The organism is Curtobacterium sp. MCLR17_059, from assembly GCF_003234665.1.
Lineage (GTDB): Bacteria > Actinomycetota > Actinomycetes > Actinomycetales > Microbacteriaceae > Curtobacterium > Curtobacterium flaccumfaciens.
Map to the genome: position 1 here is coordinate 176315 of NZ_QKSU01000001.1, position 24870 is coordinate 201184.

The 24870-nt window shown below is 70.7% G+C and carries 25 protein-coding genes and 3 tRNA genes; 15 read left to right on the forward strand and 13 right to left on the reverse strand.

The window, feature by feature from the left end:
• Positions 1-6: 6 nt before the first annotated feature.
• The 3 genes from ftsH to tilS all read right to left on the reverse strand — a co-directional run bounded on the left by ftsH (position 7) and on the right by tilS (position 3734).
• Positions 7-1995 (reverse strand): ATP-dependent zinc metalloprotease FtsH, encoded by a 1989-nt coding sequence (ftsH, locus tag DEJ12_RS00900; RefSeq protein ID WP_027467057.1) that lies wholly within the window; start codon positions 1993-1995, stop codon positions 7-9.
• A gap of 158 nt (positions 1996-2153) precedes the next feature.
• Positions 2154-2705 (reverse strand): hypoxanthine phosphoribosyltransferase, encoded by a 552-nt coding sequence (gene hpt, locus DEJ12_RS00905; RefSeq protein WP_017887686.1) that lies wholly within the window; start codon positions 2703-2705, stop codon positions 2154-2156.
• Positions 2706-2714: 9 nt separating this feature from the next.
• Positions 2715-3734, reverse strand: coding sequence for a tRNA lysidine(34) synthetase TilS (gene tilS / locus DEJ12_RS00910; RefSeq protein WP_111028724.1), 1020 nt, complete (start codon positions 3732-3734; stop codon positions 2715-2717).
• A 64-nt stretch (positions 3735-3798) separates the two neighbouring features.
• Between tilS and DEJ12_RS00915 the strand changes: the two genes are divergently transcribed.
• Complete coding sequence (locus tag DEJ12_RS00915; RefSeq protein WP_027467055.1) at positions 3799-4290, forward strand: inorganic diphosphatase; 492 nt, start codon at positions 3799-3801, stop codon at positions 4288-4290.
• A 231-nt stretch (positions 4291-4521) separates the two neighbouring features.
• Here DEJ12_RS00915 and DEJ12_RS00920 read toward each other — a convergent pair whose 3' ends face one another.
• Together DEJ12_RS00920 and DEJ12_RS00925 are read right to left on the reverse strand one after the other, a co-directional pair.
• Entirely contained in the window at positions 4522-5982 is a 1461-nt protein-coding gene (locus tag DEJ12_RS00920) for an NlpC/P60 family protein (RefSeq protein ID WP_111028725.1), read from the reverse strand.
• 34 nt (positions 5983-6016) lie between these two features.
• Positions 6017-7294, reverse strand: a complete 1278-nt coding sequence (locus DEJ12_RS00925) for a M23 family metallopeptidase (RefSeq protein WP_111028726.1) — start codon at positions 7292-7294, stop codon at positions 6017-6019.
• A gap of 258 nt (positions 7295-7552) precedes the next feature.
• On the opposite strand from DEJ12_RS00925, the gene DEJ12_RS00930 reads away from it, so the two are divergent.
• The 3 genes from DEJ12_RS00930 (at position 7553) to DEJ12_RS00940 (ending at position 7829) form a co-directional block, all read left to right on the forward strand.
• Positions 7553-7625: transfer RNA gene (locus DEJ12_RS00930), tRNA-Glu, on the forward strand.
• 53 nt (positions 7626-7678) lie between these two features.
• Positions 7679-7755: transfer RNA gene (locus DEJ12_RS00935), tRNA-Asp, on the forward strand.
• Position 7756: 1 nt separating this feature from the next.
• Positions 7757-7829, forward strand: a tRNA-Phe gene (locus tag DEJ12_RS00940).
• Between the two features lie 140 nt (positions 7830-7969).
• Here DEJ12_RS00940 and DEJ12_RS00945 read toward each other — a convergent pair.
• Positions 7970-8980: an aldo/keto reductase family protein gene (locus DEJ12_RS00945; RefSeq protein WP_111028727.1), complete on the reverse strand. Its 1011-nt coding sequence runs from the start codon at positions 8978-8980 to the stop codon at positions 7970-7972.
• Between the two features lie 205 nt (positions 8981-9185).
• Here DEJ12_RS00945 and DEJ12_RS00950 point away from each other — a divergent pair, with 205 nt between their 5' ends.
• Together DEJ12_RS00950 and DEJ12_RS00955 are read left to right on the forward strand one after the other, a co-directional pair.
• Positions 9186-9830, forward strand: coding sequence for a hypothetical protein (locus DEJ12_RS00950; protein ID WP_111028728.1), 645 nt, complete (start codon positions 9186-9188; stop codon positions 9828-9830).
• A 58-nt stretch (positions 9831-9888) separates the two neighbouring features.
• Positions 9889-10881 (forward strand): NAD-dependent epimerase/dehydratase family protein, encoded by a 993-nt coding sequence (locus DEJ12_RS00955; protein WP_111028729.1) that lies wholly within the window; start codon positions 9889-9891, stop codon positions 10879-10881.
• Between the two features lie 107 nt (positions 10882-10988).
• Here the strand turns inward: DEJ12_RS00955 and rocD are convergent, their stop codons facing one another.
• Positions 10989-12218, reverse strand: coding sequence for an ornithine--oxo-acid transaminase (rocD, locus tag DEJ12_RS00960; RefSeq protein WP_111028730.1), 1230 nt, complete (start codon positions 12216-12218; stop codon positions 10989-10991).
• A complete protein-coding gene (ddaH, locus tag DEJ12_RS00965) occupies positions 12218-13126 on the reverse strand; it encodes a dimethylargininase (protein ID WP_071245287.1) in 909 nt (302 codons plus the stop codon). The genes rocD and ddaH overlap by 1 nt, the downstream gene beginning before the upstream one ends.
• A gap of 245 nt (positions 13127-13371) precedes the next feature.
• Between ddaH and DEJ12_RS00970 the strand changes: the two genes are divergently transcribed.
• The 4 genes from DEJ12_RS00970 to DEJ12_RS00985 are packed head-to-tail and all read left to right on the forward strand — an operon-like array spanning position 13372 to position 15795.
• Complete coding sequence (locus DEJ12_RS00970; RefSeq protein ID WP_017887694.1) at positions 13372-13809, forward strand: Lrp/AsnC family transcriptional regulator; 438 nt, start codon at positions 13372-13374, stop codon at positions 13807-13809.
• A 10-nt stretch (positions 13810-13819) separates the two neighbouring features.
• A complete protein-coding gene (locus DEJ12_RS00975) occupies positions 13820-14200 on the forward strand; it encodes a hypothetical protein (RefSeq protein ID WP_111028731.1) in 381 nt (126 codons plus the stop codon).
• 3 nt (positions 14201-14203) lie between these two features.
• Complete coding sequence (locus tag DEJ12_RS00980; protein WP_111028732.1) at positions 14204-15037, forward strand: nitroreductase family protein; 834 nt, start codon at positions 14204-14206, stop codon at positions 15035-15037.
• Positions 15034-15795 carry a YqjF family protein gene (locus DEJ12_RS00985; protein WP_258367223.1) on the forward strand — a complete coding sequence of 254 codons (762 nt, stop codon included), beginning with the start codon at positions 15034-15036 and terminating at the stop codon, positions 15793-15795. The genes DEJ12_RS00980 and DEJ12_RS00985 overlap by 4 nt, the downstream gene beginning before the upstream one ends.
• A 12-nt stretch (positions 15796-15807) precedes the next feature.
• On the opposite strand, the gene DEJ12_RS00990 is transcribed toward DEJ12_RS00985, so the two are convergent.
• Positions 15808-16428, reverse strand: coding sequence for a hypothetical protein (locus DEJ12_RS00990; protein WP_111028733.1), 621 nt, complete (start codon positions 16426-16428; stop codon positions 15808-15810).
• 99 nt (positions 16429-16527) lie between these two features.
• Between DEJ12_RS00990 and DEJ12_RS00995 the strand changes: the two genes are divergently transcribed.
• The 4 genes from DEJ12_RS00995 to DEJ12_RS01010 are packed head-to-tail and all read left to right on the forward strand — an operon-like array spanning position 16528 to position 18645.
• Positions 16528-17523: an SDR family oxidoreductase gene (locus tag DEJ12_RS00995; RefSeq protein ID WP_111028734.1), complete on the forward strand. Its 996-nt coding sequence runs from the start codon at positions 16528-16530 to the stop codon at positions 17521-17523.
• Complete coding sequence (locus tag DEJ12_RS01000; RefSeq protein ID WP_111028735.1) at positions 17520-17861, forward strand: hypothetical protein; 342 nt, start codon at positions 17520-17522, stop codon at positions 17859-17861. The genes DEJ12_RS00995 and DEJ12_RS01000 overlap by 4 nt, the downstream gene beginning before the upstream one ends.
• A gap of 33 nt (positions 17862-17894) precedes the next feature.
• Positions 17895-18437 carry a dihydrofolate reductase family protein gene (locus tag DEJ12_RS01005; RefSeq protein ID WP_111028736.1) on the forward strand — a complete coding sequence of 181 codons (543 nt, stop codon included), beginning with the start codon at positions 17895-17897 and terminating at the stop codon, positions 18435-18437.
• A gap of 10 nt (positions 18438-18447) precedes the next feature.
• On the forward strand, positions 18448-18645 hold the full coding sequence (locus DEJ12_RS01010; RefSeq protein WP_111028737.1) for a hypothetical protein: 198 nt from the start codon (positions 18448-18450) through the stop codon (positions 18643-18645).
• Between the two features lie 103 nt (positions 18646-18748).
• On the opposite strand, the gene DEJ12_RS01015 is transcribed toward DEJ12_RS01010, so the two are convergent.
• Positions 18749-22318, reverse strand: coding sequence for a bifunctional proline dehydrogenase/L-glutamate gamma-semialdehyde dehydrogenase (locus DEJ12_RS01015; RefSeq protein ID WP_111028738.1), 3570 nt, complete (start codon positions 22316-22318; stop codon positions 18749-18751).
• Between the two features lie 128 nt (positions 22319-22446).
• Here DEJ12_RS01015 and DEJ12_RS01020 point away from each other — a divergent pair, with 128 nt between their 5' ends.
• The gene (locus tag DEJ12_RS01020) at positions 22447-22926 is read left to right on the forward strand and encodes a MarR family winged helix-turn-helix transcriptional regulator (RefSeq protein WP_146245132.1); all 480 of its coding nucleotides are present in this window, start codon (positions 22447-22449) and stop codon (positions 22924-22926) included.
• Here the strand turns inward: DEJ12_RS01020 and DEJ12_RS01025 are convergent.
• The 3 genes from DEJ12_RS01025 to DEJ12_RS01035 are packed head-to-tail and all read right to left on the reverse strand — an operon-like array spanning position 22923 to position 24828.
• Entirely contained in the window at positions 22923-23630 is a 708-nt protein-coding gene (locus tag DEJ12_RS01025) for a zf-HC2 domain-containing protein (protein WP_111028740.1), read from the reverse strand. The two genes, DEJ12_RS01020 and DEJ12_RS01025, sit on opposite strands and share 4 nt — an antisense overlap.
• On the reverse strand, positions 23627-24142 hold the full coding sequence (locus DEJ12_RS01030; RefSeq protein ID WP_071404491.1) for a sigma-70 family RNA polymerase sigma factor: 516 nt from the start codon (positions 24140-24142) through the stop codon (positions 23627-23629). Before DEJ12_RS01030 ends, DEJ12_RS01025 begins: the two co-directional genes overlap by 4 nt.
• Positions 24139-24828, reverse strand: coding sequence for a YceI family protein (locus DEJ12_RS01035; protein ID WP_111028741.1), 690 nt, complete (start codon positions 24826-24828; stop codon positions 24139-24141). The genes DEJ12_RS01030 and DEJ12_RS01035 overlap by 4 nt, the downstream gene beginning before the upstream one ends.
• Between the last annotated feature and the right edge of the window lie 42 nt (positions 24829-24870).

Genomic DNA, 24870 nt, shown 5'->3' on the forward strand with positions numbered 1-24870 from the left:
GCGGGCCTACGCGGGGGCGATACCCGGGTTGCCGAACGGGCGACGACGGGTCTTCGAGGTCGACTCGGAGTCCGACGGGTCCGCTGCGGTCGAGGCGGCCTTGCCGGGCACGTCGATCGCGGGCAGGTTGCTGACCGGGCGCTTGTCGCTGGAGAGCCACTGCGGGCGCTCCGGCAGCTTGCGGACGTCCTTGAAGATCTCCACGAGCTCCGGGGCGTCGAGCGTCTCCTTCTCGAGGAGCTCGCCGGCCAGGCGGTCGAGGATGTCGCGGTTGTCGTTGAGCACCTGGTAGGCCTCGTCGTGCGCGGCCTCGAGCAGGGCGCGGGTCTCGGCGTCGACCGTCTGGGCGATGGTCTCCGAGTAGTCGCGACCGGTGCCACCGCTCATGTCACGGCCGACGAACGGCTCGCTCGAACCGGACCCGAGCTTGACGGACCCGACGGCCTGGCTCATGCCGTACTCGGTCACCATCTTGCGGGCGGTGCCGGTGGCCTTCTCGATGTCGTTCGAGGCGCCCGTGGTCGGGTCGTGGAAGACGATCTCCTCGGCGACGCGACCACCCATGGCGTAGGTGAGCTGGTCGAGGAGCTCGTTGCGGGTGACCGAGTACTTGTCCTCGAGCGGGAGCACCATCGTGTAGCCGAGGGCACGGCCGCGGGGCAGGATCGTGATCTTCGTGACCGGGTCGGTGTGCCGCATCGCCGCTGCCGCCAGGGCGTGGCCGCCCTCGTGGTACGCGGTGATCAGGCGTTCCTGGTCGGACATGATCCGGGTGCGGCGCTGCGGGCCGGCCATCACGCGGTCGACGGCCTCGTCGAGGGCACGGTTGTCGATGAGCTGTGCGTTCGAGCGGGCGGTCAGCAGGGCTGCCTCGTTCAGGACGTTCGCCAGGTCGGCACCGGTGAAGCCCGGCGTCTTGCGGGCGAGCAGCTCGAGGTCGACGCTCGCGGCGAGCGGCTTGCCCTTCGCGTGCACCTCGAGGATCTGCTTGCGGCCGGCGAGACCCGGGGCGTCGACGCCGATCTGGCGGTCGAAACGGCCGGGACGCAGGAGCGCGGGGTCGAGCACGTCGGGACGGTTCGTCGCGGCGATGAGGATGACGTTCGTCTTACCGTCGAAGCCGTCCATCTCGACCAGGAGCTGGTTCAGCGTCTGCTCGCGCTCGTCGTTGCCACCGCCGATGCCGGCACCACGGTGACGACCGACGGCGTCGATCTCGTCGATGAAGACGATGGCCGGCGAGTTCGCCTTGGCCTGCTCGAAGAGGTCACGGACACGGCTCGCACCGACACCGACGAACATCTCGACGAAGTCCGAACCGGAGATCGAGTAGAACGGCACGCCGGCTTCTCCCGCGACGGCGCGGGCGAGCAGGGTCTTGCCGGTTCCGGGAGGGCCGTAGAGCAGCACGCCCTTCGGGATCTTCGCCCCGACGGCCTGGAACTTCGCGGGCTCCTTGAGGAACTCCTTGATCTCGTGGAGTTCCTCGATCGCCTCGTCGGCACCCGCGACGTCGGCGAACGACACCTGCGGGTTCTCCTTGTTGTTGATCTTGGCCTTCGACTTGCCGAACTGCATGACCTTCGAGCCGCCACCCTGGGCGCTCGAGAGCAGGAACCAGAACAGGGCACCGATGATCAGGAACGGCAGCAGGATGCCGAGCAGCGACAGGAACCAGTTGCCCTGGGCGACGCGGTCGTTGTAGCCGTCCGGCAGGTTGGCGTCGTTGACGGCCTGGACGACCTCTTCGCCGCGTGGCGTGGAGTAGTAGAACTGCTCCTGCTTGTCGCCGTCCTTCAGGACGAGGTCGACCCGCTGCTCGGTGGAGTTGATGGTCGCGGACGAGACCTTGTCATCGGAGAGCTGCTCGAGACCCTTCTGGGTGTCGATCTCTTGCGTGCTGCCCTGGCTGATGACGCTCCAGCCGATGAAGATGCCCGCCAGCGCGATCAGCACGTAGAGGTACGGGCCGCGGAAGATGCGCTTGAAGTTCATGTGATCCGGGCGCGAGTGCCCGACACCTTTCTCTGCCGAAGTTGCGTGCAGGTCAGCATACGGCCGCGATTCTGTGGCGAGAATGGGTGTCCTCTGCGGGCGAACTCACCCCCGGGCCAGAGTCGGCCGAGTGCGACCCGAGCGCGGCGGGCCGCCCGTCAGGAGTAGACGTGCGGAGCGAGGACGCCGACGCCGCGCAGGTTGCGGTAGCGCTCGTCGTAGTCCAGGCCGTAGCCGACCACGAACGCGTCGGGGATGTCGAAGCCCACGTACTTCACGTCGACCTCGACCTTGGCGGCCTCGGGCTTGCGCAGCAGGGCGACGATCTCGACGCTCGCGGCACCACGGGACTGCAGGTTCTGCTTGAGCCACGACAGGGTCAGACCGGAGTCGATGATGTCCTCGACGATCAGGACGTCGCGCCCGTGCAGGTCGGTGTCCAGGTCCTTGAGGATCCGCACCACACCGGACGACTTCGTGCCGGAGCCGTACGACGACACCGCCATCCAGTCCATCCGCGCCTGCATCTTGAGGTGGCGCGAGAAGTCCGCCATCACCATGACGGCACCCTTGAGCACCCCGACGAGCAGCGGGTCGCGGCCCGCGTAGTCGGCGTCGACGACCGCCGCGAGCTCGGCGAGCTTCTCGTCGATCTGCTCGGGGGTGAAGAGCACTTCGGACAGGTCTGCCTGGACGTCGGAGAGTTCCACCACGCCAGCCTAACCGGCGCTGAACTCGATGCGGTCGCCGGTCCGCGTGGCACGGACGCCCGGCAGGTCGATCGGGCCCTGTCCGCTCCAGTCCGTGACCAGCCGGCAGACCTCGAGCGTCTGCACGCGCGACAGCGTCACCCCGAACTCGCTCTCCACCGCCAGGCGCACGAGTCGCTGCCGGAGCGCCGGCGGGTTCGCCCCGAGCGCCCGCACCGACAGCGAGATGCCCGCCTCGGAGTGCTCGGCGATGTCCTCCGCGATCTCCTCGGCGAAGTGGTCGAGCGCCGCGGAGTCCTCGCGCAGCTGGTCGGCCGTGCGGGCCAGGGCCTCGGGCACCCCGGCACCGAGCTCCCGTTCGAGCACCGGCAGCAGGGTGTTCCGCACCCGCACCCGTGTGTACGCGGGGTCGTCGTTCTGCGGGTCGTGCCACGGCGCCAGCCCCGCTGCGGCGCACGCCTGCCGGGTCGCGTGGCGCCGGACCGACAGGAGCGGCCGGCCGTACGCCGGACCGCCGTCGCGTCGGGCGAGCGGTTGCATGCCGGACAGGCTGTCCGGCCCGCTGCCGCGCAGCAGGCCGAGCAGCACCGTCTCGGCCTGGTCGTCCAGGGTGTGACCCAGCAGCACCAGGGGTGACCCGGTGGCGGCGGCGACCTCGGCGATCGACGCGTGGCGGGCCTCCCGGGCGGCGCCTTCCGGACCACCGTCGGAGCCGACCGTGACCCTGCGGACCGTCACCGGGTCCAGTCCCAGCTCGGATGCCTGCCGGGAGGCGCGGCTCGCGACCGCCTCGGAGCCCGCCTGGAGCGCGTGGTCGACGACCACTGCCCCGGCCCGCAGACCCTGCTTGCCCGCTTCGAACGCGGTGGCCGCCGCCAGGGCGAGGGAGTCCGGTCCGCCGCTCAGTGCGACGAGGACCAGGTCGCCTGCGGCGACCACGCCGTCGTCGACGGCTGCGGCGAGCAGGTCGCGGACCGCCAGGCGGGTCTCGGCGACGGCGGGGTCGAGCCGGGGACGCGGAGAGTTCACCCGGTAACGTTAGCCGCGCTTTCGCAACACACGACAGTCCCCGAAGCAGACACAGGAGCGCAACATGGCCGCGTACGACGTCGTCGTCGAGATCCCCAAGGGCAGCCGCAACAAGTACGAGGTGGACCACGAGACCGGTCGCGTCTACCTCGACCGCGTGCTGTTCACCTCGTTCGTCTACCCCACCGACTACGGGTTCTTCGAGAAGACCCTGGCCGACGACGGTGACCCCGTGGACGCGCTGCTGCTGCTCGAGTTCCCGACGTTCCCCGGCGTCGGCGTCAAGGTCCGCCCCGTCGGCGTCTTCAAGATGAGCGACGAGGCCGGCAACGACGAGAAGGTCCTCGTCGTCCCCGCCAAGGACCCGCGCTGGGCGCACATCCAGGACATCTCGGACGTGCCGGAGCAGACGAAGGCCGAGATCGCGCACTTCTTCGAGCGCTACAAGGACCTCGAGCCCAACAAGTGGGTCAAGGCCGAGGGCTGGGGCGACGCCGCCGAGGCCGAGCGCATCGTGCAGGCCGGTCAGGCCGCGTACGTGCCCGGCTCGCACTGACGATCCCCTGACGACGAACGGCGCCCGCTCTCCATCCGGAGGGCGGGCGCCGTTCTGTGTGCGGTGTGGGCTGCTGTCGCGCGGGGCGGGGGCTTGCGGAGGCGGCGCGGGGCATGCCGGGGGCGTACCGGGTGGAAACGGGCGTACCTGGTGCGTTGATCCGTGCAGGTACGCCCGATCTCGCTTGGTACCGCAGCCGCTCTGGGAAAGAACGGGCACTCCGGGAGCGGGCTACAGGGAACCGCTCGGGCGGGCGACGTACGGCATGAGCTGGTTCGGCAGCCAGATCGCGCGCTCGACGACGCCGACGCCGGGGCGCGCGGCCTCGACCATGGTGCCGTAGCTCGTCACGATCGAGTCGTGGTACGCCCCCGAGGCCGTGCCGTTCGACGAGTAGAACAGGATGTCGCCGGGCTGCCGCTGGGACAGCGGGACGAGGCGGCCGATCGACTTGAAGTAGTTGTACTGCCAGACCACGTTGTGTCCGCCGGTCGCGATGCCCTGCGAGCTGTAGGCCATCATCACGAGGCCGGAGCAGTCCCAGGTGTTCGGGCCGGCGCCGGTCAGGACGTACGGCTCGCCGAGCTGGGCACGGGCGAACGCGATGGCGCCGGCGGCCTTCGAGGGGCTGCTCGGTGCCGGAGCGGGCGCCGGTGCCGGAGCAGGCGCGGGTGCCGGCTTGCTCGGCGTGCTGGGGGTGCTCGGCTTGCTCGGGGTGCTCGGCTTCGCGGGGGTGCCGGGGTTCGACGGAGTGCTGGGCTTGGACGGCGTGCTCGGCACGGCCGGGGTGGAGGTCCCGCCGCCGGTGCTGCCGGTGCCGCCCGTGTTGCCGGTGTTGCCGGTGTTGCTGCCGCTCGTGCCGCCGCCGGTGGCGTTCCCGGTGCCGGAGCCGTTCCCGGTGCCGGTGTCGCGCGTCTGCTTCGCGATGGCGGCCGCGGCGGCCTTCGCCTGCTGCGCGCTCCAGTACGCGGTCTCCGTCGCGACGCTCGTGCCCTTCAGGTACGCGAGCTGGCGCAGGACCTCGGCCTGCTGGTCCTGTTCCTTCTGCACCCGGGCCTGGGCGCCTGCGGCCACGTCGTTGGCCGTCGCGAAGGTGGTCTTCGTCGCCTCGGTCGCCTTGCTCAGGGCCTTCTCGGCGGCGGACTGCTGGGCCGCCAGGGACTCGACGGTCTTCTGGTCGGCGCGCGCTTCGGCCAGGACGGTCGCGGAGCGCTCGGACAGGTGCGACATCGTGCCGACCCGGTAGAGCAGGTCCTTCGAGTCCGACGAGTCCATGAGCATGGTCGTCGACAGGTCACCGCCGCCCGTGCGGGACAGCTCGACCACGAGCCCGGCGACCTGGCCGGCCGAGTCGTCCGCCCGGGCCTTCGCACGCTTCGACTGCGCGGACAGGTCGGCGAGGGTGTCCTTCGCCTCCTGCTGCTGCGACGCCGCCAGGGCGTACGCCTGCCCGGCCTGCTGCTCGGCGACACCGGCCTGGTCGGCGGCGTCCTGCAGCGTGCCGAGCCGGTCGCTCAGCTCGTCGACCGTCTGCTGGGCGTCGGCCGCATCGGACTTGGCGGCCTTGACGTCGTCCCAGGACGGACCCGAGGGTGCGGCCTGGGCCGGTCCGGCGATGACGACCGACAGGCCGATGCCGAGCACGGCGATGGTCGCGATCCCGCAGGAGAACGAGCGAGCGGAGGTGGTCATGACGTGGGTCGACGCCTTCTGGTGGCGCTGATGCTCATACCGAGATCCCCCGCGCTGCCATGAAGGGGACCGGGTCGACGGCAGCGCCGTTGATCCGGGTCTCGAAGTGGAGGTGGCACCCGGTCGACCAGCCGGTCGAGCCGATCTTGGCGATCTGCTGTCCCGCGGTGACGTGCTGGCCGGCGGTGACCATGATCCCGCCGTCGACGACGTGGCCGTACGCGGTGGAGATGCCGCCGCCGTTGTCGAGGATGACCTCGTTGCCGTACCCGCCACCGTTGCCGGCGAAGGTGACGGTGCCGTCGTGCGCCGCGTAGATCGGGGCGTAGCAAGCGGGGGCCAGGTCGACGCCCGCGTGCAGGGCGCTGACGTGCGTGTAGGGGTCGACGCGGTAGCCGTAGGGGCTGGTCTGGAACCCGCCGGCGGGTCGGACCCAGCCCGCCGGGTTGGCGCTGCCGCCACCCGTGCCGCCCTGGCTGGTCGCCGCGGCCTTGGCTGCTGCCTTCGCGGCGGCTGCTGCGAGGCGGGCCTGGCGGGCCTTCTCGGCGGCGACGCCCTTGCGGTAGTCGGCCTCGACGCCGCGCTGCTTCGAGGTGAGCGCGGTCAGCTGCGCCTCGAGCCGGGACTCGTTGTCGTTCTGGGCGTCGACCGCGGTCTGTGCGGCGTCAGCGGCACCCTGGGCCTGCTGCATCTTCGACTGTGCGGCGTCGGCCAGGTCCCCGAGGGCCTGCTTGGCGCGGTCCGCCTTGTCCGCGAGGCCCTGGGCCACACCGCGGTCCTGCGAGGCCTGCGCGTAGATGCCCTCGGACTGCTCGCTGAGCTTCGACATGGCGCCGAGCTCGTAGAGGAGGTCGCCGGAGTCGGACGGGTGCGTGAGGATGTCCGTCGTCACGTCGTCACCGCTGGTGCGACCGAGCTGAGCGGCGAGCTGACCGGCCTGCTCCTCGGACCGTGCGGCGGTCTGCTTGGCCTCATCGGCCTGCGACTGGAACTTCTTCTGCTTGAGCGTCGCCTCGTCGTACTTGTTCTGCGCGGCCTGGTACGCCTCGCCCGCGGCCTGTGCGGCCTTCTGCTTGGCAGCCGCTTCGCTCTTCAGCGACGAGATGAGCGACTTGATCTCGCTGACCTTGGCCTGCTGGGCACTGGTCGACGACTTCGCCCGCTGCACCTCGTCCCAGCTGGGGTAGCTCGCGGCGCTGGCGGACGAGGCCGAGGCGAGGACCGCGAGCGTGCCGGCCGTGAGCGCGACGGCGACCGCGGCGGCGATCAGGCGGCTGCGGGAGCGGAGGGAGAAGGGAGTGGAGGTCGACATGTATCTCGATTTCGTAACAGCGCGGCAAGGCTCACGCACGTAACACTGTTAACAGGTGCAACAGTAACAACACGGGTCGCAGGCTCGACAGCCCCTCGGACGAGGGGTGCGGACGCCGACGATGCTCGCACCGACAGCATCGGAGACCCGTGCGCTGACGGCGCGACACGCCGGGGATGCGCGGTTGGCGGGGTCGGATTTGTGAAACCCGGGGGGCATCCGTATGCTTGTCCATCGGTAGCGCGATGCACTGCTTGCGGCCCTATCGTTTAGTGGCCTAGGACACCGCCCTTTCACGGCGGCAGCACGGGTTCGAATCCCGTTGGGGTCACTCCTTGAGTGAGCGAGCAAGTAGTACTGAACAACACCACAGCAATTCAATATGGCCCTGTAGCGCAGCTGGTTAGCGTGCCGCCCTGTCACGGCGGAGGTCGCGGGTTCAAGTCCCGTCAGGGTCGCCACGGCTGGATAGCTCAGTTGGTAGAGCGTTCGACTGAAAATCGAAAGGTCCACGGATCGATGCCGTGTCCAGCCACCGGTGAAGGCCCCCTGCTTCGGCAGGGGGCCTTTTCCGTTGTCCGGCCGGTGTGACCTGCTCGCAAAACACCGGTGTTCGCGCATGGAGCCGCGGCATGCGCGTGTTCAACGGGCGAACACCGGTGTTTTGCGGAATGCCTACGCCTCGCGGGCCTTCGGGCTGCTGTCGTTCGTCTTCGCGGGGTCGCGCTCGACCACGGCGCCCAGGGCATCGTCGATCCGCGACATGAGCTCCGCGGGGATCGTGACGCCGGCAGCGCCCGCGTTGTCGTACACCTGCTCCGGACGCGAAGCCCCGATGATCGCCGAGGCGACGTTCTCGTTCTGCAGGACCCAGGCGACCGCGAGCTGCGCCATGGACAGGTTCAGCTCGTCGGCGACAGGCTGCAGCTCCTGCACCGAGGACAGCACCTCGTCGCGCATGAACCGCTTGATCATGTCCGCGCCGCCCTTGTCGTCGGTCGCGCGCGAGCCCTCGGGCAGCGGCTGACCCGGCTTGTACTTGCCGGTGAGCACACCCTGGGCGATCGGTGACCAGACGATCTGCGAGATGCCGAGTTCCTTCGAGGTGGGGACGACCTCGTCCTCGATGACCCGCCACAGCGCCGAGTACTGCGGCTGGTTCGAGATGAGCTGGAAGCCGAGGTCCTTCGCGAGCGCAGCACCGGCCCGCAGCTGGTCCGCGGTCCACTCGCTGACGCCGACGTACAGGACCTTGCCCTGACGCACGATGTCCGCGAAGGCCTGCATCGTCTCTTCGAGCGGGGTCTCGTGGTCGTAGCGGTGCGCCTGGTACAGGTCGACGTAGTCCGTCTGCAGCCGCTGCAGCGAGCCGTCGATCGACTCGAGGATGTGCTTGCGGGACAGCCCGGTGTCGTTGTGGCCCTTCGGACCGGTCGGCCCGAACACCTTCGTGGCGATCTCGAGGGACTGGCGCCGCTCCCCCTTGAGCGCTTCGCCGAGGACCGTCTCCGCGCCGGTGTTGGCGTAGACGTCGGCGGTGTCGAACGTCGAGATGCCAACCTCGAGGGCGGCCTTGACGCAGGCGATCGCCGCGTCGTTCTCGACCTGGGATGCGTGGGTGAGCCAGTTGCCGTAGGTGATCTCGGAGACCTTGAGGCCCGAGTTGCCGAGGTAGCGGTACTCCATGTGCGTGTCACTCCTGTCGTGGGGCGCGTCGGTGCGACCCGAACCGTGACGGTAGTCCCGTCGCCCCCAGGAGCACTCGGCCTGCGAGTGCACGCCTGTACGCTGATGTTTCAGAGACGATCGAAAAAGACGAAACCCCGGCGATGTGGCCTGAGCCAGGGATCGTTCCGGGGTCTTCGTGAACAACGGTAGCAGGCGAGGCGGGATGCAGGAAGACGAGCTCGAGCGGCTCATCACAGCCGATCGGATCCGTTCGTACGCAGGGCGGACGGGGTCGTCGACTGAAGCACTGCGGCTCTACGAGTGGAACATGCGAGCCGCGGCGGCAGTCATGGAGCTCACCGGCGTCGTCGAGGTGTTCGCTCGCAATGCGCTCGACCGTGAACTCTGCGCGTGGGCATCGAGCCGCACCGGGCCGCCCTGGTTCGACATCGCATCACTCGACAGCCGCGGGCGTGCCGACCTCGCGAAGGCACGGGCACGGGCGGGTCGAGAAGGTCGACGTCCCGAAGTACACGGACGGGTCATCGCGGAGCTCAGCTTCGGGTTCTGGCGGTACCTCGTCGAATCGCGGTACCACACCTCGCTCTGGGTGCCTGGCCTGCATCGAGCCTTTCCGCACGGGCCGGACAACCTGCGCATCCGACGGAGCGAGGTGGCGCGACGGCTCCAGCAGCTGCACTTCGTGCGGAACCGCGCCGCGCACCACGAACCCATCCACGCGCGGAACCTGCAGCGGGACCACGACTTCGCACTCGAACTGCTCGGCTGGATCAGTCCACACGCGGCGTCCTGGGCTGAGGGCACCACTTCGATCGAAGCCGTGCTCCGTGCCCGCCCCGACGGGTAGGTGCAGGATCGAAAGGGTTGCGGCACGGAGCGGTGCCGCCGGAAGCGAGGGAGCATCCATGACCGGAGCGAGCGTGTTGTTCATCGGCGGGAGCGGCGTGATCAGCGCCGCCTGCGTCCGGGAAGCCGTCGAGCAGGGGTTCGACGTGACCGTGCTCAACCGGGGGACCACCGGGGGCAGGCCGATCCCGGAGGGTGTGACGCGCCTCCAGGCCGACGTGTCGGACCGCAGCGCACTGGCGGACGCACTCGGCGACCAGCGCTTCGAGGTGGTCGTGAACTGGATCGCCTTCACGCCGGACCAGGTGCAGGCCGACGTCGACTTCTTCGCCGGGCGGACGCGGCAGTACGTGTTCATCAGCTCGGCCTCGGCGTACCAGACGCCCGCGACGCACCTGCCGATCACGGAGTCGACGCCGCTGAAGAACCCGTACTGGCAGTACTCGCGCGACAAGATCGCGTGCGAGGAGCTGCTGATGGAGGCGTACCGGGAGCAGGACTTCCCGGTGACGATCGTGCGTCCGTCGCACACCTACGACGAGACGAAGCTGCCGCTGACCGGCGGCTGGACCGCGGTCGCTCGGATGCGTGCCGGCAAGCCGGTCATCATCACCGGCGACGGCACCTCGCTGTGGACCCTGACGCACAGCCGCGACTTCGCGGTCGGGTTCACGGGGCTGCTCGACCGGGCCGAGGCGATCGGTGAGCCCTTCACGATCACGAGCGACGAGGCGCCGACGTGGAACGCCATCGCGCACGAGATCGCTGCGGCGGCCGGGGTCGAGGACCTGCGGATCGTGCACGCGCCGGCGGACGCGATCAACGCCGTCGACCCCGAGTGGGGCGCGGCGCTGCTCGGCGACAAGGCGAACTCGTCGGTGTTCGACAACAGCAAGGTCCGGTCGCTCGTGCCGTGGTACCGGCCGCGCACGACCTACCGGCAGGGTGTGCGCGAGGTCATCGCCTGGTACGAGGCGCACCCCGAGGAGCAGGTCGTCGACGAGCGGCTCGATGCCCTGATGGACGAGCTGGCGGCGCGCTGGGCGGTGTGAGCCGCACTCGGTGACGCGCGCCGGCGCACGCAAGACACCGGTGTTCGCGCTCCGCACCGCGGCATGCGGGGGTTCAACGCGCGAACACCGGTGTTTTGCGGATCAGGTCAGGCGCGCGCGGCGAGCACGTCGGCCAGGGTTCCGATCGCGAAGCGCAGCTCGTCGTCGGTGACGACCAGGGGAGGCGCGAAGCGGATCGTCGACCCGTGGGTGTCCTTCACCAGGAGCCCGCGGTCGGCGAGGTCCTTCGAGATCGCCTTACCCGTGCCGAGCGCGGGGTCGATGTCGATCCCCGCCCAGAGTCCGGCCACCCGGTGCGAGACGACACCCTTGCCGAGCAGGTCGTCGAGCAGGCCGCGCAACAGCGGTTCGCCGTCGAGGGCCCGCTGCTGGAACGTGCCCTCTCCGAGCATCGCCACGACCTCGGCGCCGACGGCTGCGGCGAGCGGGTTGCCGCCGAAGGTCGATCCGTGTTCGCCGGGGCGCAGGACGCCCAGGACATCGCGCGAGCCCACCACCGCGGACACCGGCACGATGCCGCCACCGAGGGCCTTGCCGAGTGTGATCAGGTCGGGACGCACCCCGACGCGCTGCACCGCGAGCGTGTGCCCCGTGCGACCGAGGCCGGACTGGATCTCGTCGGCGATGAACAGCGCACCGAACTCGTCGCAGACCGCCCGGACTTCAGGGAGGTACGACTCCGGCGGGATGACCACGCCGCCCTCACCCTGGATCGGCTCGAGCAGCACGGCGACGACGGTCTCGTCCATCGCCTCGCGCAGGGCCGCAGCGTCGCCGTACGGCACCGTGCGGAAGCCCGGCGTGAACGGCCCGAAGTCATCATGGGCCGAGGGGTCGTCCGAGAACGAGATGATCGTCGTGGTGCGACCGTGGAAGTTCCCGGACGCGACGATGATCGTCGCCCGCTCGGCCGGCACGCCCTTGACCCGGTAGCCCCAGGCGCGGGACACCTTGATCGCGGACTCGACGGCCTCGGCACCGGTGTTCATCGGCAGGACCATCTCGGTCTCCGTCAACGCCGCCAGCGCTGCGGCGAACGGCCCGAGCTGGTCGTTGACGAACGCGCGGCTCGTGAGCGTCACACGGTCGAGCTGCGCCCGTGCGGCGTCGAGCAGCCGCGGGTTGCCGTGACCGAAGTTGACCGCCGAGTACGCGGCGAGGCCGTCCAGGTACTGCTTGCCGTCGACGTCGGTGACGGTCGCTCCGGCACCCGACGCGATGACGACGGGCAGCGGGCTGTAGTTGTGCGCGAGGGCGCGGTCCTCGACGGCGAGCGCCGCCGCGGTGTTGACCCCGAGCGACGCTGCCGCCGACATCAGCTGACCCCGAGCGAACGCGCGACCGAGGTGCCGGTGCCGACCGGGTGCAGGTCGAGGGTGCAGCACTTCACGCCGCCACCGCCGAGCAGCAGCTCAGACAGGTCGACGCCGATCGGGTTGTAGCCCTTCTCGCGCAGCTGCTCGGCGAACCGAACAGCCCGGGCGGCGATCACGACGTTGTACCCGTCGGAGTACGAGTTCAGGCCGAGGATCGCGGCGTCTTCTTCCGTGGCGATGATCGCGTCCGGGAAGCGCTCGCGCAGGATCGCCAGCGACGGCTCGTCGAAGGCGCTCTCCAGGTACGCGATGTTGCTCGTCCCGTCGACGGCGGGCTCGGGGTCGAGCACGGCGATGGCGGTGTCGAGGTGGTAAAAGCTCGGGTTGATGAGCTTGAGCGTGACGACCTCGCGGCCGTAGATCTTCGCGAGCTCGTCGTGCGAGGTGCTGTCCGACCGGAAGCCGGTGCCGGCGAAGATGGTGTCCCCGATGAGCAGGAAGTCACCCTCGCCCTCGTTGGTCTGCTCCGGCTCGGCGACGGTCAGACCGGCCTGGCGGAACCAGTCCATGTACGCGGGGCCCTCGGGCTGGCGCTCGGGGTACTGGAACTTCGCGCCGTACGCGATGCCGTCGAGGACGAACCCGCCGTTGGCCGCGTAGACCATGTCCGGCAGTCCGTCGATCGGGTCGATGTACGAGATGTCGAAGCCGAGCTGCTCGTAGACGGCGACGAGCGACTCCCACTGCTCGACGGCCTTCGACGTGTCGGTCGGCTCCTCCGGGTGCATCCACGGGTTGATCCGGTAGCTCACGGTGTAGAAGTCCGGCTTGCACATCAGGATCGTGCGCTTGGTGGCGACACGGGCCGGGGTGGCGACGGACTCGGGGGCGGGTGCGGTGTTCGACATCAGTCCTCCTGGAAGGGACCGGGGCCCGAGCCTGCCAGGAACCGAAACGGAACGAGGAGAAGAGCTCCGGTGAGATGCAGGCTCACTCACCGCAGCGGACCAGGTCGACGCCGTGTCGATCTTTCCACACACCGTCCGGCAAGTGCAGTACCGGGGCTCTGACGGCTTGACACCCGTTCGGGTGACGCACGTTTCGTGCGCGAGACCCACCAGCCTCGCAACAAGTCCGCGTACGATGGGGACAAATGGATACGCTCGACCACCGCATCCTGGATCAGCTCCGGGACAACGCCCGCGCCGGCTACGGCGACATCGGGTCGGTGGTCGGACTCTCGGCCTCGGCCGTCAAGCGCCGTGTCGACCGGCTGGTCGGTGACGGCGTCATCCAGGGCTTCACGATCAAGGTCGACCCCGCCGTCGAGGACCGCGGGACCGAGGCCTGGGTCGAGCTCTACTGCCGCGGCACCGTCTCGCCCGACGAGCTGCGTGCCCTGCTCGACACCGTCCCCGAGGTCATCGACGCCGGTACGGTCACCGGCAGCGCCGACGCCGTCGTGCACATGCGCTCGAAGGACCTGTCCGCGCTCGAGGAGGCGCTCGACAAGGTCCGCCTCGCACCCCAGGTCGACCACACCCGCTCCGCGATCGTGCTCTCCAAGCTCGTCAGTCGAGAGACCGCGTAACGTCCCACGCATGGGACGGAAGACGGCCGGGAGGCGCGGATCACCGCCCACGGGATCGCGTCCGGCCCGGCAGCTGGTCACCGCCGCGAGCGTCGCCTACGTCGCGAACTGCCTGTGGGGCACCGCGGTCGCCGTGCGGCTGATCCGCACGAAGAAGCTCCGGGTCGTGCACCACGGGCTGTTCGTCGTGACCGCGACCCTGACCGGCGTCGCCGCGACGACCCCCGCGTGGACGCGGGACCGGACCGCACTGTTCCTGCTGCCGGCACTCGTACCCCTGGCGGTCGCTCCACGCACCGACCCGCGCTCCGGAGCACACTGGAAGGTCGCGGTCGCCGCCGCACCGTCCTACCTGGGGGCCGTGCTCGCTCGCAGGCGATCAGAGAGGTGAGCAGTGGAGCTGTTCGAGGCCATCCGACGACGACGCACGACGAACGGGCCATTCCTGCCCGATCCGGTGTCGGACGAGCACCAGCGGCTGCTCATGGAGCTCGCCGGCCGGGCGCCGTCGCAGCTCAACAGCCAGCCGTGGCGCTTCGTGCTGATCGAGGAGCGCCAGACGATCGACCGCGTCGCCGAGATCAGCGGCAGCTCGATGACCCGCACCATGGCCGAGGGCACGTTCTTCGAGCGGTACAAGCCGTACTTCCGGTTCTCGAAGGCCGAGATGGACGAGCGGCGCGACGGGATGCTGTTCGACAAGCTCCCCGGGCCGCTTCGGCCGTTCACGAAGCAGGTGTTCACGAAGCGCGGGCAGCTGCTCATGAACACGCTCCGGGTGCCGCAGACCCTGGGTGAGGAGAACCGGAAGCTCGTCGCCGGGTCGCCGCTGCTGCTCGGCGTGATGCTCGACCGCCACGAGTACCGGAAGGAGGAGCTGTCCGGCTTCTACTCGGTGTTCAGCATGGGCGCGGCGATGGAGAACATCTGGCTCGCGACGACCGAGCTCGGCCTGGGGATCCAGTTCGTGTCCTTCCCGATGGAGACCCCCGGCGCGTGGGAGGAGATCGAGGGACTGCTCCGCGTGCCAGAGTCGCTCGAGCTGATGGCCGTCTACCGGATCGGGTACCTGCCACCGGAACGACGACGTCCGGCCATCGACTGGACCTCGAGCAAGCGGAAGCGACCCTCGCAGTACGTGTTCCGCGGCACCTGCGACACCCCGCAGCGCGGGTGGGACGACGCACCCGTCGCAGCCCACATCGAACCGGAGGCGACCACATCGTGACCGACACCCGACCCACCCACGTGACCCCGGGCCTCCAGGCCGTCGCCCCCGGCCTGCCGGGCCGCCCCTGGATCTCGCAGGACTGGCTCGACGTCGTCTTCGTGCACTGGCGCGTCGACGTGTCGGCGGTGGCCCCGCTGCTGCCGGCCGGCACCCGGCCCGACACGATGGCGCTCGACGGCACCGACGACGGGGTGACCACCTGGGTGGGCCTCATCGCGTTCCGGTTCGAGGACACGCGGTTCCCGCCGTTCTCGACCGGGAGCATCGGCGACTTCGTCGAGCTGAACGTCCGCGTCTACACGGTCGACGAGCAGGGGCAGCGCGGGGTGGTGTTCCTGTCGCTCGACGCCGGCAAGCTCCTGCCGACCATCGGGGCGCGCGTCGCGACCGGACTGCCGTACCGGTGGGCGGTCGCGGAGTCGCGCAGCGGTGACGGCCGCGTGGGGTACGCGATGCGGCGGCACGGCACCCACCTGCGGTCGATGCTCGACGTCCGGATCGGTGAGGCGCTCGACGAGCCGGGGCCCCTCGAGACGTTCCTGACCGCGCGGTGGGGCATGCACGTGCACCGGGCCGGACGGACGCGGTTCTGGCCGAACGAGCACGAGTCGTGGCCGTTGCACCGGGCCTCGGTGGTGTCGCTGCGGGACGACCTGGTCGGAGCGGCCGGGCTGCCCTTCGGGCTGACGGAGCTCGAGCCGGACTCGGTGCTCTACTCGCCGGGGGTCACGACGCGGTTCGGTCGGGGGCGCTGAGGCCGAACGACGTCAGTCGTGGGGTGACCGACGCGCGACGACGAACTGATGGACGGCCATCACGGCGCTGATCACCGCAAAGGCAGCGCCGAACGTCCAGGTCGTGCTCCGGTAGTCGGGGAGATCAGCGAGCGTCAGGCCGAGGATCGCGAGGACACCGCACCACACGGCGACGGCGAGTGCTGTCCACGCGACGACGAGGCGGTCGATCCGCGGCACGGAGCGAGCGAAGCGGAACGCCGTCGGGACGCCGGCGATCGCACCGAACAGGGCGCCGAAGGGGAACCCGACGGTCAGGGTGGTGACCGACACGATGCCGACGCTCACGACCGCGACGACCACGCGGGTGACGTGGGACCGCCACGAGGCTCCGCGGGTCTGCTCGACGTACGCGCGCCGACCCGTCACGAACAGGGCGACTGCGCCGACGGTCGTCACCACTGCGGCGGACACCCCGACGACGAGCGCCAACGCACCACCGAAGGCGATCCCGAAGCCGACGTGCGCGGCGGCGAGGAGCAGCACGAGGACCGGGTACGTCCAGACCTCGAGCGGCCGGGTCGGTGTGTTGAGCACCCAACCGGGCGGCGCCTCCTCTGCGGGGCCGGCGGTGTCGGGGTCTCGGGTCTCCACCTCGCCATGATGTCCGATCGGTGCGTGCGTGGTTCGGTACGGCGACTTCGGGGGACAGCGGCTGAGTGGTGCACGGCCGACCGCAGGTACAAGGGAGCCATGACTCGAGTGGCAGTGGTGACCGGTGGATCCGCAGGACTGGGACGGGCGACCGTCCGGGAGCTCGCCGCACGGGGGTGGGACGTGGCCGTCCTGGCCCGCGGGCAGGAGGGCGTCGACGCCGCCGTCGCCGAGGTCGAGGCTGCCGGGCGCCGCGGGCTGGCCCTGGTCGCCGACGTCTCCGACCGCGACGCCGTCGAGGCCGCGGCTGACCGGGTCGAGCAGGAGCTCGGACCGATCGACCTGTGGGTGAACGGCGTGATGGTCGGGGTGTTCGGGAAGTTCCTCGACACCGCCCCGGAAGACTTCGAGCGGGCGCTGCACGTGACCTACCTCGGCTTCGTGAACGGCACCCGGTCGGCACTGTCGCGGATGGTCCCCCGCGGTCGTGGGCACGTGATCCAGGTCGGCTCGGCGCTCGGGTTCCGCGGGATCCCCCTGCAGGCCGCGTACTGCGGTGCGAAGCACGCGATCGTCGGGTTCACCGAGTCCGTCGTCTCCGAGCTGCGCGAACAGGGCAGCAAGGTCAAGGTGTCCCGCGTGGACATGCCGGCGCTCAACACGATCCAGTTCCAGTGGGTGAAGTCGAAGCTGCCGCACCACCCGCAGCCGGTCGCCCCGATCTACCAGCCCGAGGTCGGCGCCCGCGCCATCGCCGCCGTGGCCGAACGACCGCGCAGCCGCACCTGGGTGGGCGAGTCCACGGTCTACACGATCCTCGGCAACCGGATCAGCGGACGCTTCGCCGACTGGTACGCCGCCAAGACCCTGGTCGACGGGCAGCAGGCACCGGACAAGGACGGCCTCGAGATGCGGGACAACCTGTACGAGCCGGTGCCGGGCGACCACGGAGCGCACGGCGTCTTCGACGAGTCCGCCCACGCCTGGTCGCCGCAGACGTGGTGGGTGGAGCACCGCCGGGTCGGCAACGGCATCATCGGGGCCGTGCTCGGTGTCGCCGGGGCCGCTGCACTCGTCGCGGGACGCCGACGATGAGCCGCCGGTCGTCTGCCGGCAACGGGACAGCCGTCGTCGAGCTGGCCCGGGCCGGGCTCGGCCTGTGGCACCTGAGCCGTGCGGCCCGAGGGTCGGACCAGGCCGTGCTGCACGGCGTGCTCGGGGTCCGGCAGCTCGCACAGGCCGTCCTCGTCGCGCGGGTGGGTTCCGGCAACGCGCACACCCTGAGTGCCGTCGTGGACGCCCTGCACGGTGCAACGATGGTGCCGCTGGCCGTCGATCCCCGTCGACGCCGGTTCGCGGTCGACCAGCTCTGGATCGCCGCCGTCCTGGCGATCGCCGAGGCAGCGGTCGTCGGTCGCGGAGGGCGCCGCTGAGTCCTGTCGGGGGTGCTCGGTAGCGTCCCCGGCATGAGCACGATCTACTCCGTCGCGTCCTCGCTGGACGGCTTCGTCGCCGCGCCCGACGACGACCTCGACTGGCTGCTGCAGTTCGGCTTCGAACCGTTCCAGGAGCACCACGACCGGTTCTACGCGGGCGTCGGCGCGATCGCGATGGGGTCGACGACGTACGAGTGGCTGCTCGAGCACGACGACACGTGGGCGTACCCGGACCTGGCGACGTGGGTGTTCACCACGCGAGACCTACCGGTGCCGGACGGTGCCGACGTGCGCTTCGTCTCCGGCGAGGTCGGCGACCACCAGGCCGACCTCGAGCGCGTGGCCGACGGCCGCGACGTCTGGGTCGTCGGCGGCGGACTGCTCGCGGCGCAGTACCAGCAGGCGGGCATCCTCGACGAGCTGCGGGTCACCGTGATGCCGGTCGCGCTCGGCGGTGGAGCGCCCCTGCTGCCGGTCGCCGCACCGACCCCGGTGTTCGAGCTCGTCGGCACCACGCAGTTCGACGGCGGGGCGGTCGAGCTCCACTACCGTTCCGCAGCAACCGCGGCGTAGCGTCCGGAGCATGAGCGACAACGAGCAGACCGAGCCCGTCATGGACGGTGCCACCGATGCCACGAACCACGAGAAGCTGCAGGGCCTGATCGAGCAGGTCGACCACGACCACGCCGGTGAGGGTGCCGGCGCGATGGCCGAACACCTGCGCGACCGCATGGACGAGACCGGCGTCGAGGACGAAGAAGCGGGTGACGCCGAGGACTGATCCTCGAGTCACTTGGTGAGCAGAAGAGGTCGGGTCCCCACACGGGACCCGACCTCTTCTGCTCACCAAGCGGAACGCGCGAGACGCGCGAGACGCGACGCTCCTACACGCGCAACTCGGAGAAGTCGCTGTCGACGTCGCCGAACCGGTGCGCGGTGATCGACACCGACTGCTCGCGTAGGTACGGCAGCATCTCGATCACACCGGCCTCGACGACGGGGGCGTCGTGGATCGCGACGTCGATGCTCGCACCCAGGGCTTCTTCGAGGGCCAGGGGGTCACCGCCGAGCAACCGGATCCGGGCACCGGGACCACCGAAGGCCGTGTGCGCCGGGCGGTCCTGCCCCTGTGACAGCACGGCCTCGAGCGCGTCGACGGGCTGATCGTCCTGGTCGGTGGACCAGTCCGCCTGGAACACGGCCCCCGACGACGCGCGGGCGTGGAACTCCTGATCGGACTCGACCAGGTGGTCGACGACGTCGAGCGGGGACCGGTTCCCCGCGAGCAGCTGCGTGAGCGGGCCGGGCAGCGGCCGAGCCGTGCTGAGCAGGACGTGCGCACGTGCCGAGGTCGCGGCGACGAGCGTCCGGACGAGGTCCACGGTCGAGGCGTCCTCGGCCTGGCGCACGATGACGGACTGGGGGCGGTGGCGCAGCACGTTCCGCTGCACCACGAGCCCGGACAGGTCCCGCGACCGGAAGAGGGTCTCTCGTGCATGCACGTCGCTCAGGGCCCCGGCGCGGACGCGGTCGAACTCCTCGAAGGACAGCCCGCTGCGTGCGGCCTCGATCACCGCGGTGACGCGCGGGGGTAGGCCGTGCAGCTGGATGCTCTTGTGCACGGTGCGGGGCGTGGGCAGCCAGCGGCCGAGCGTCGCGACGTACATGGGTCCGCCGGCCTTGGTGCCGGTGCCGACCGAGGAGCCCTTCCAGCCACCGAACGGCTGGCGTCCCACGACGGCACCGGTGATGCCGCGGTTGACGGAGAGGTTGCCGGCGCGGACGCGAGCCAGCCACTCGGACACCTCGTCGACGTCGAGCGAGTGGATGCCCGCCGTCAGCCCGAAGTCGGTGCCGTTCTGGATGGCGATGGCCTGCTCGAGGGTCTCGGCGCGCATGATGCCGAGCACCGGGCCGGGGTACTCGGTCTGGTGGAAGTCACTGCCGGGGCGGACGCCGTCACGGATCCCCGGCGACCAGAGCCGGCCGGAGTCGTCGACCGCCTCGGGCTGCACGAGCCAGGACTCCCCCGGCCCGAGCTCGGTGAGGCCCTGGCGGAGCCGGCCCTGCGGTTCGGCGATGAGCGGGCCGACCTGCGCCGTGGGGTCGTCGGGCCACGCGACCCGGAGCGTGCGGGTGGCGTCGACGAGCTGCCGCTGGAAGCGCTCGCTCTCACCCACCGACCCGACCAGGATCACGAGGGACGCCGCCGAGCACTGCTGTCCGGCGTGCCCGAAGGCGGACTGCACGATGTCCTGCACCGCCAGGTCGAGGTCGGCGCTCGGCGTGACGACGATGGCGTTCTTGCCGCTCGTCCCGGCGGTGAGCGGCAGCCCCGCACGCCACCAGCGGAACGAGCGGGCGGTGTCGGACGAGCCGGTCAGGATGATGCGGTCGACCGTGGGGTGGCCGATGAGGTCGCGGCCGAGTTCGTCCTCGGCCAGGTCGACGAGCTGCAGCAGCGAGTGCGGCACCCCGGCGTCCCAGAGCACGTCGGCGAGTACGGCGCCCGAGCGCTTGGCCTCGGGCGCGGGCTTGAGCACGACACCGCTGCCCGCGGCGAGCGCCGCCAGCACACCACCGGCGGGGATCGCGACGGGGGAGCTCCACGGCGGCACGACGACGGTCAGCCGCGGCGGCACGTACTGCGCGCCCTCGATGTCACCGAGGCGGCGGGCGCTCTCGGCGTAGTAGTGGGCGGCGTCGACGGCCTCGGTCACCTCGGCGTCGGCCTCGGCGAAGGTCGTGCCGGTCTCGGCGGCCATCACCTCGATCAGGTCGGCACGGCGGGTCTCGAGTTCGTGCCCGATGAGGTCGAGGAGCTCGGCACGGTCGGACGGGTCCTGCCGCCCCCAGTTCACGCCGGCCTGGGCGGTGCGCGCCATGATCCGCTCGAGCTTGGAGCGGTCGGCGACCTTCGCACCGCGGATCGTCTGCGCGCCGAGCTGCGAGCGCGGCACCCGGCGCAGGACGTCGAGCGCCCAGGCGCGGTTCGCGGCGATGGACGGGTCGGTGTCGGGGGCGTTGCGGAACGCGTCGCGCAGGACGGGTTCGCCGAGGGCACGGTGGCGGTCCTGCGTGCGGTGGGTGGCGGGGACGGGCTCGTCGAGTGCGGCGACGGACGCCAGGAACCGGCTGTGCTCCCGCTCGAAGACGCTGGCGTCGTGGTCGATGTCGGACGCGGCGGCGATGAAGTTCTCGGGGCTCGCGCTCTCCTGCAGGCGACGGGCCAGGTACGCGATGGCCGAGTCGAACTCGTCCGGCTGCACGACGGGTGTGTAGAGCAGGATCTGCCCGACGTCGGCCCGGACGGCCTGTGCGTGGGTGGACGCCATGCCGAGCAGCATCTCGACGTCGACGGCGTCGGTGACCCCGCGGTGTTGCGCGAGCACCCACGCGGTGGCGAGGTCGAACAGGTTGTGCCCGGCGACCCCGATCCGCACGGCGTCGGTGCGCTCCGGCGTCAGTGCGGCGTCGAGCAGCCGCAGGTACGCGGTGTCGGTCTCGCGCTTGCTGCCCCAGGTGGCGAGGGGCCACCCGTGCAGGATCGCGTCGACGTGCTCCATGGCGAGGTTCGCGCCCTTGACGAGCCGCACCGTGATCGGGGCGCCGCCGCGCGCCCGGCGTTCCTGCGCCCACGCGGTCAGCGCGTCGAGTGCTCCCGCGGCGTCGGGCAGGTAGGCCTGCAGCACGATGCCGGCCGGCAGGTCGGCGAACTCGTCACGGTCGAGCAGCGCCCGGAACACGGCGAGGGTGACGTCGAGGTCGCGGTACTCCTCGATGTCGAGGTTGATGAACTTGGCCGGGCGTCCCGAGGCTGTCGGTGCCGCGGCCAGGCGGTAGAGCGGGACGAGCCGGTCGACGACGCGCTCGACGGTCTGGTCGAAGGCCCATGGCGAGGTCTGCGGCACGACGGCGCTCACCTTGATCGACACGTGGTCGACGTCGTCGCGGGCGAGCAGGTCCATGGTGCCCTGCAGGCGTCGGTCGCTCTCGGCGCTGCCGAGGACGGCTTCGCCGAGCAGGTTCACGTTCAGTCGCGTCCCCGGACCGCGGACCTTGGCGAGGGCCGGTCCGAGCTTGCTCGTGCTCGCGTCGATGACCAGGTGCCCGGTCATCCGGCGCAGGATCCGGCGCGCGGTCGGGATCACGGCCCAGGGCGCCATGGTGGCGAACCCACCGCCGAGCGTCACCGCCCCGCGCAGGTACCAGGCGAGGAAGTCGGGGACGTCACGGCTCAGCTGCTCGAGGTTGCGTGCCGCCACCCGGGGGTCTTCGGGGCGGATGACCTTGTCCACGAAACCCCGGGTGAAGTCGAGGCCCTGCTCGTCGCGCAGGACCTCGGCCAGACGGACCGCACCCGGGTCGGGCTTCACCCCGGCGGACGCCGCCAGCCACCGGCGCACGAGCGCAACGGCGTCATCGGTGGTGTCCTGGAGGCGAGCGCTCGGCATCCCCCGATCGTATGCCGCACGTCCGACGCGACCTCGGAGCACGCCGTACGTCGGCCAGGAGTCATCCGAGCGGATGAAAGGGCTCACGGCGCGGTCCGATCGTCCGCCCGGTGGATACGCTGGTCGGCATGTCGACGGAGGGCAACGGTGGCCACGACTGGGCCACCTGGGACGCGTACCACGACGCCTGGCGACGACTCGACCGGGCGCTCGACCGGGCCGTCCAGGCGGGCGCCGGCATCTCCGTCCCCGAGTTCGAGATCCTGATCGGCCTGCACCGCGACCCCGACCACCGTCTGCGCGTCCGGGACATCGCCGCGGGCATCGGCTGGGAGAAGTCGCGCGTCAGCCACCAGGTCACGCGGATGGTCTCCCGCGGCCTGGTCGAGCGGGCGGACTGCCCGAGCGACGCCCGCGGCAGCTGGGTGGTGATGACCGCGGACGGCCGTCGCGCGGTGCTTGCCGGCATCCGCGCGCACACCGGTGCGCTCGAGGACCTGTTCTGGAGGCCCGTGGGGACCGACGCCGCGACGCTGCGGTCCGTCAGTGCGCGCGTCCAGGACGCCATCGGCCCCGACGACGCCTCGGACGAGGCCGACGTCGGCTAGAGCGTGACGACGGCGAGCGCGCCGCGCTCACCGCGCAGCCGGACCTGCACGCTCTCGATCTCGTCCCGCGGGATGTCCGTCGACGCTGACAGTCCGCGCGCATCGGCACCGGCAGCCGTCCACGAGCCCACGGTCTGCGTCGTGCCGTCGGTCCGGACGACGACGAGGTCGTAGAGGATCGACCCGTCCGGCGACCACTCCTTGCCGCCGTACGAGCACCCCCAGTCGAAGCGGGTGCCCCACTGCTCGCCGCTGATGGCGAGCTGGACGTCGAGTCCCTGCACGCCGGTCATGTCGTAGCGGTCGGCGGTGGCAGCCGCCGTCGGAGCGGCACCGGCCTGCACCGTGGTGCGCTCCCCCGCGGCGCCGACCGCGAGCCCGCCCAGGACGGCGGCGACCACCGCGAGCCCCGCGGTTGCGGCGACCCAGACCCGGCGACGGCGGCGACGGTGTCGGACGCGGTGCGCGACGGAGGCGAGGTCGCTCTCGGAACGGGTGTCGGGCCTCCCGTCCGGTTCTGCGATCTCGATCGCCTGGTCGGCGGGCAGCTTGCCGAGCAGCCCCGGCAGACCGACCAGCTCCGCGACGGCGGCCGCACAGCGGTCGCAGTTCTCGAGGTGCCGTTCGTACTCCAGGCGCTCGCTCGCCGGGAGCGACCCCAGGACGTACGCCGCATCCCACTCCGCGTACTTGTCGTCGCTCATCGGGTCACTCCTCGTTCCTGCAGTGCGAGCCGCAGGGCTCGCAGCCCGTAGTGCAACCGCGACTTGGCGGTGCCCTCCGGGATGTCGTGTCGTCGTGCGATCTCCGGCACCGTGTGCCCGAGCCAGTACGCGTCCACCACCACGCGACGGTGGTCCGGGCTCAGCGACGCGAGTGCGTCGGCGACCACGATCCGGTCCAGCACGGCGTCCGTGCTGTCCGACTCGATCCGTTCGACCTGGTGTTCGGTGCCGTGCTCACGGCGGTTGCGGGCCGACCGTGCGTCGTCGACCACCAGGTTGCGCGCCACCGTGAAGAGCCACGCCCGTGCGCTGTCGGGTGCCCGTTCGAGCACGGCCGGGCGCTGCCAGGCGCGGACCATCGTCTCCTGCACGACGTCCTCGACCGTCGAGCCGTCCCGCGTGAGGTGCCGGACGTACCGCGTGAGCGCGTCACCGTGCTCGCGGTACAGCGTCGCGAGCAGCTCGTCCGCGGAACGACTCGTCACGGTCACTTCCCGAGGTCGAGGGAGAACTCGACGGAGCCCTTCCCGTCCACGGTGACGAAGCCGAGCGAGGGGGCCTTCACGCCGTAGTCGGCGAAGGTGATCGGCACGGTGCCGGCGACCTGGACGGTCCCGCCCTTGCCGACCGCGACCTGGGCGTCGGCCGTGACCGGCTTCTCGACGCCGTGCAGGTCCATCGTGCCGGCCAGGGTGACGTCCTGCGTGGAGCCGTCGAGCGCCTTCGTGACGTCGACCGGCTTCGTGAGCTCGAACGTCGCCGTCGGGTACTTGTCGGTCTGCAGCGCGGTGGAACGGAAGTACTCGTCGCGGGCGGCTTCCGGGGTGCTGATCTTGCCGACCTGCACGGTGACGGACGCCTTGGTGAGGGAGCCGCCGTCGACGACGGCGGTGCCCTTGACGTCCTTGGTGCGACCGACCACGTTCACATCATTCCCCTGCAGGACCTCGTGCACCCGGTACCCGGCGTACGAGCTGCTCTTGCTGGTCCAGGTGCCGTCGGCGTCCTTCGCGTCGAGGGTTCCGGACGAGGACGCCGACAGCGAGGGTGCTGCGGCGGCCTGGCCGTTGACGGTGTTCGCGTAGATGACCGGGCCGGCGATGACGGCTGCTGCCGCCACGACGACGACGCCGGCGGAGATCCCGATGATGACCTTGGTTCGTTTGCGGAGTGCCATACCCAGACGACGAGGCAGCCGGGCGGATCGTTCAAACGGGTT

Bases quoted from the DNA above. Each gene is read 5' to 3' on its own strand.
- ftsH (WP_027467057.1), bottom strand. From the start codon at position 1,995: ATGAACTTCAAGCGCATCTTCCGCGGCCCGTACCTCTACGTGCTGATC.
- DEJ12_RS00915 (WP_027467055.1), top strand. From the start codon at position 3,799: ATGGCCGCGTACGACGTCGTCGTCGAGATCCCCAAGGGCAGCCGCAAC.
- DEJ12_RS00920 (WP_111028725.1), bottom strand. From the start codon at position 5,982: ATGACCACCTCCGCTCGCTCGTTCTCCTGCGGGATCGCGACCATCGCC.
- DEJ12_RS00925 (WP_111028726.1), bottom strand. From the start codon at position 7,294: ATGTCGACCTCCACTCCCTTCTCCCTCCGCTCCCGCAGCCGCCTGATC.
- DEJ12_RS00945 (WP_111028727.1), bottom strand. From the start codon at position 8,980: ATGGAGTACCGCTACCTCGGCAACTCGGGCCTCAAGGTCTCCGAGATC.
- DEJ12_RS00950 (WP_111028728.1), top strand. From the start codon at position 9,186: ATGCAGGAAGACGAGCTCGAGCGGCTCATCACAGCCGATCGGATCCGT.
- DEJ12_RS00955 (WP_111028729.1), top strand. From the start codon at position 9,889: ATGACCGGAGCGAGCGTGTTGTTCATCGGCGGGAGCGGCGTGATCAGC.
- rocD (WP_111028730.1), bottom strand. From the start codon at position 12,218: ATGTCGGCGGCAGCGTCGCTCGGGGTCAACACCGCGGCGGCGCTCGCC.
- ddaH (WP_071245287.1), bottom strand. From the start codon at position 13,126: ATGTCGAACACCGCACCCGCCCCCGAGTCCGTCGCCACCCCGGCCCGT.
- DEJ12_RS00970 (WP_017887694.1), top strand. From the start codon at position 13,372: ATGGATACGCTCGACCACCGCATCCTGGATCAGCTCCGGGACAACGCC.
- DEJ12_RS00975 (WP_111028731.1), top strand. From the start codon at position 13,820: ATGGGACGGAAGACGGCCGGGAGGCGCGGATCACCGCCCACGGGATCG.
- DEJ12_RS00995 (WP_111028734.1), top strand. From the start codon at position 16,528: ATGACTCGAGTGGCAGTGGTGACCGGTGGATCCGCAGGACTGGGACGG.
- DEJ12_RS01000 (WP_111028735.1), top strand. From the start codon at position 17,520: ATGAGCCGCCGGTCGTCTGCCGGCAACGGGACAGCCGTCGTCGAGCTG.
- DEJ12_RS01005 (WP_111028736.1), top strand. From the start codon at position 17,895: ATGAGCACGATCTACTCCGTCGCGTCCTCGCTGGACGGCTTCGTCGCC.
- DEJ12_RS01010 (WP_111028737.1), top strand. From the start codon at position 18,448: ATGAGCGACAACGAGCAGACCGAGCCCGTCATGGACGGTGCCACCGAT.
- DEJ12_RS01015 (WP_111028738.1), bottom strand. From the start codon at position 22,318: ATGCCGAGCGCTCGCCTCCAGGACACCACCGATGACGCCGTTGCGCTC.
- DEJ12_RS01020 (WP_146245132.1), top strand. From the start codon at position 22,447: ATGTCGACGGAGGGCAACGGTGGCCACGACTGGGCCACCTGGGACGCG.
- DEJ12_RS01025 (WP_111028740.1), bottom strand. From the start codon at position 23,630: ATGAGCGACGACAAGTACGCGGAGTGGGATGCGGCGTACGTCCTGGGG.
- DEJ12_RS01035 (WP_111028741.1), bottom strand. From the start codon at position 24,828: ATGGCACTCCGCAAACGAACCAAGGTCATCATCGGGATCTCCGCCGGC.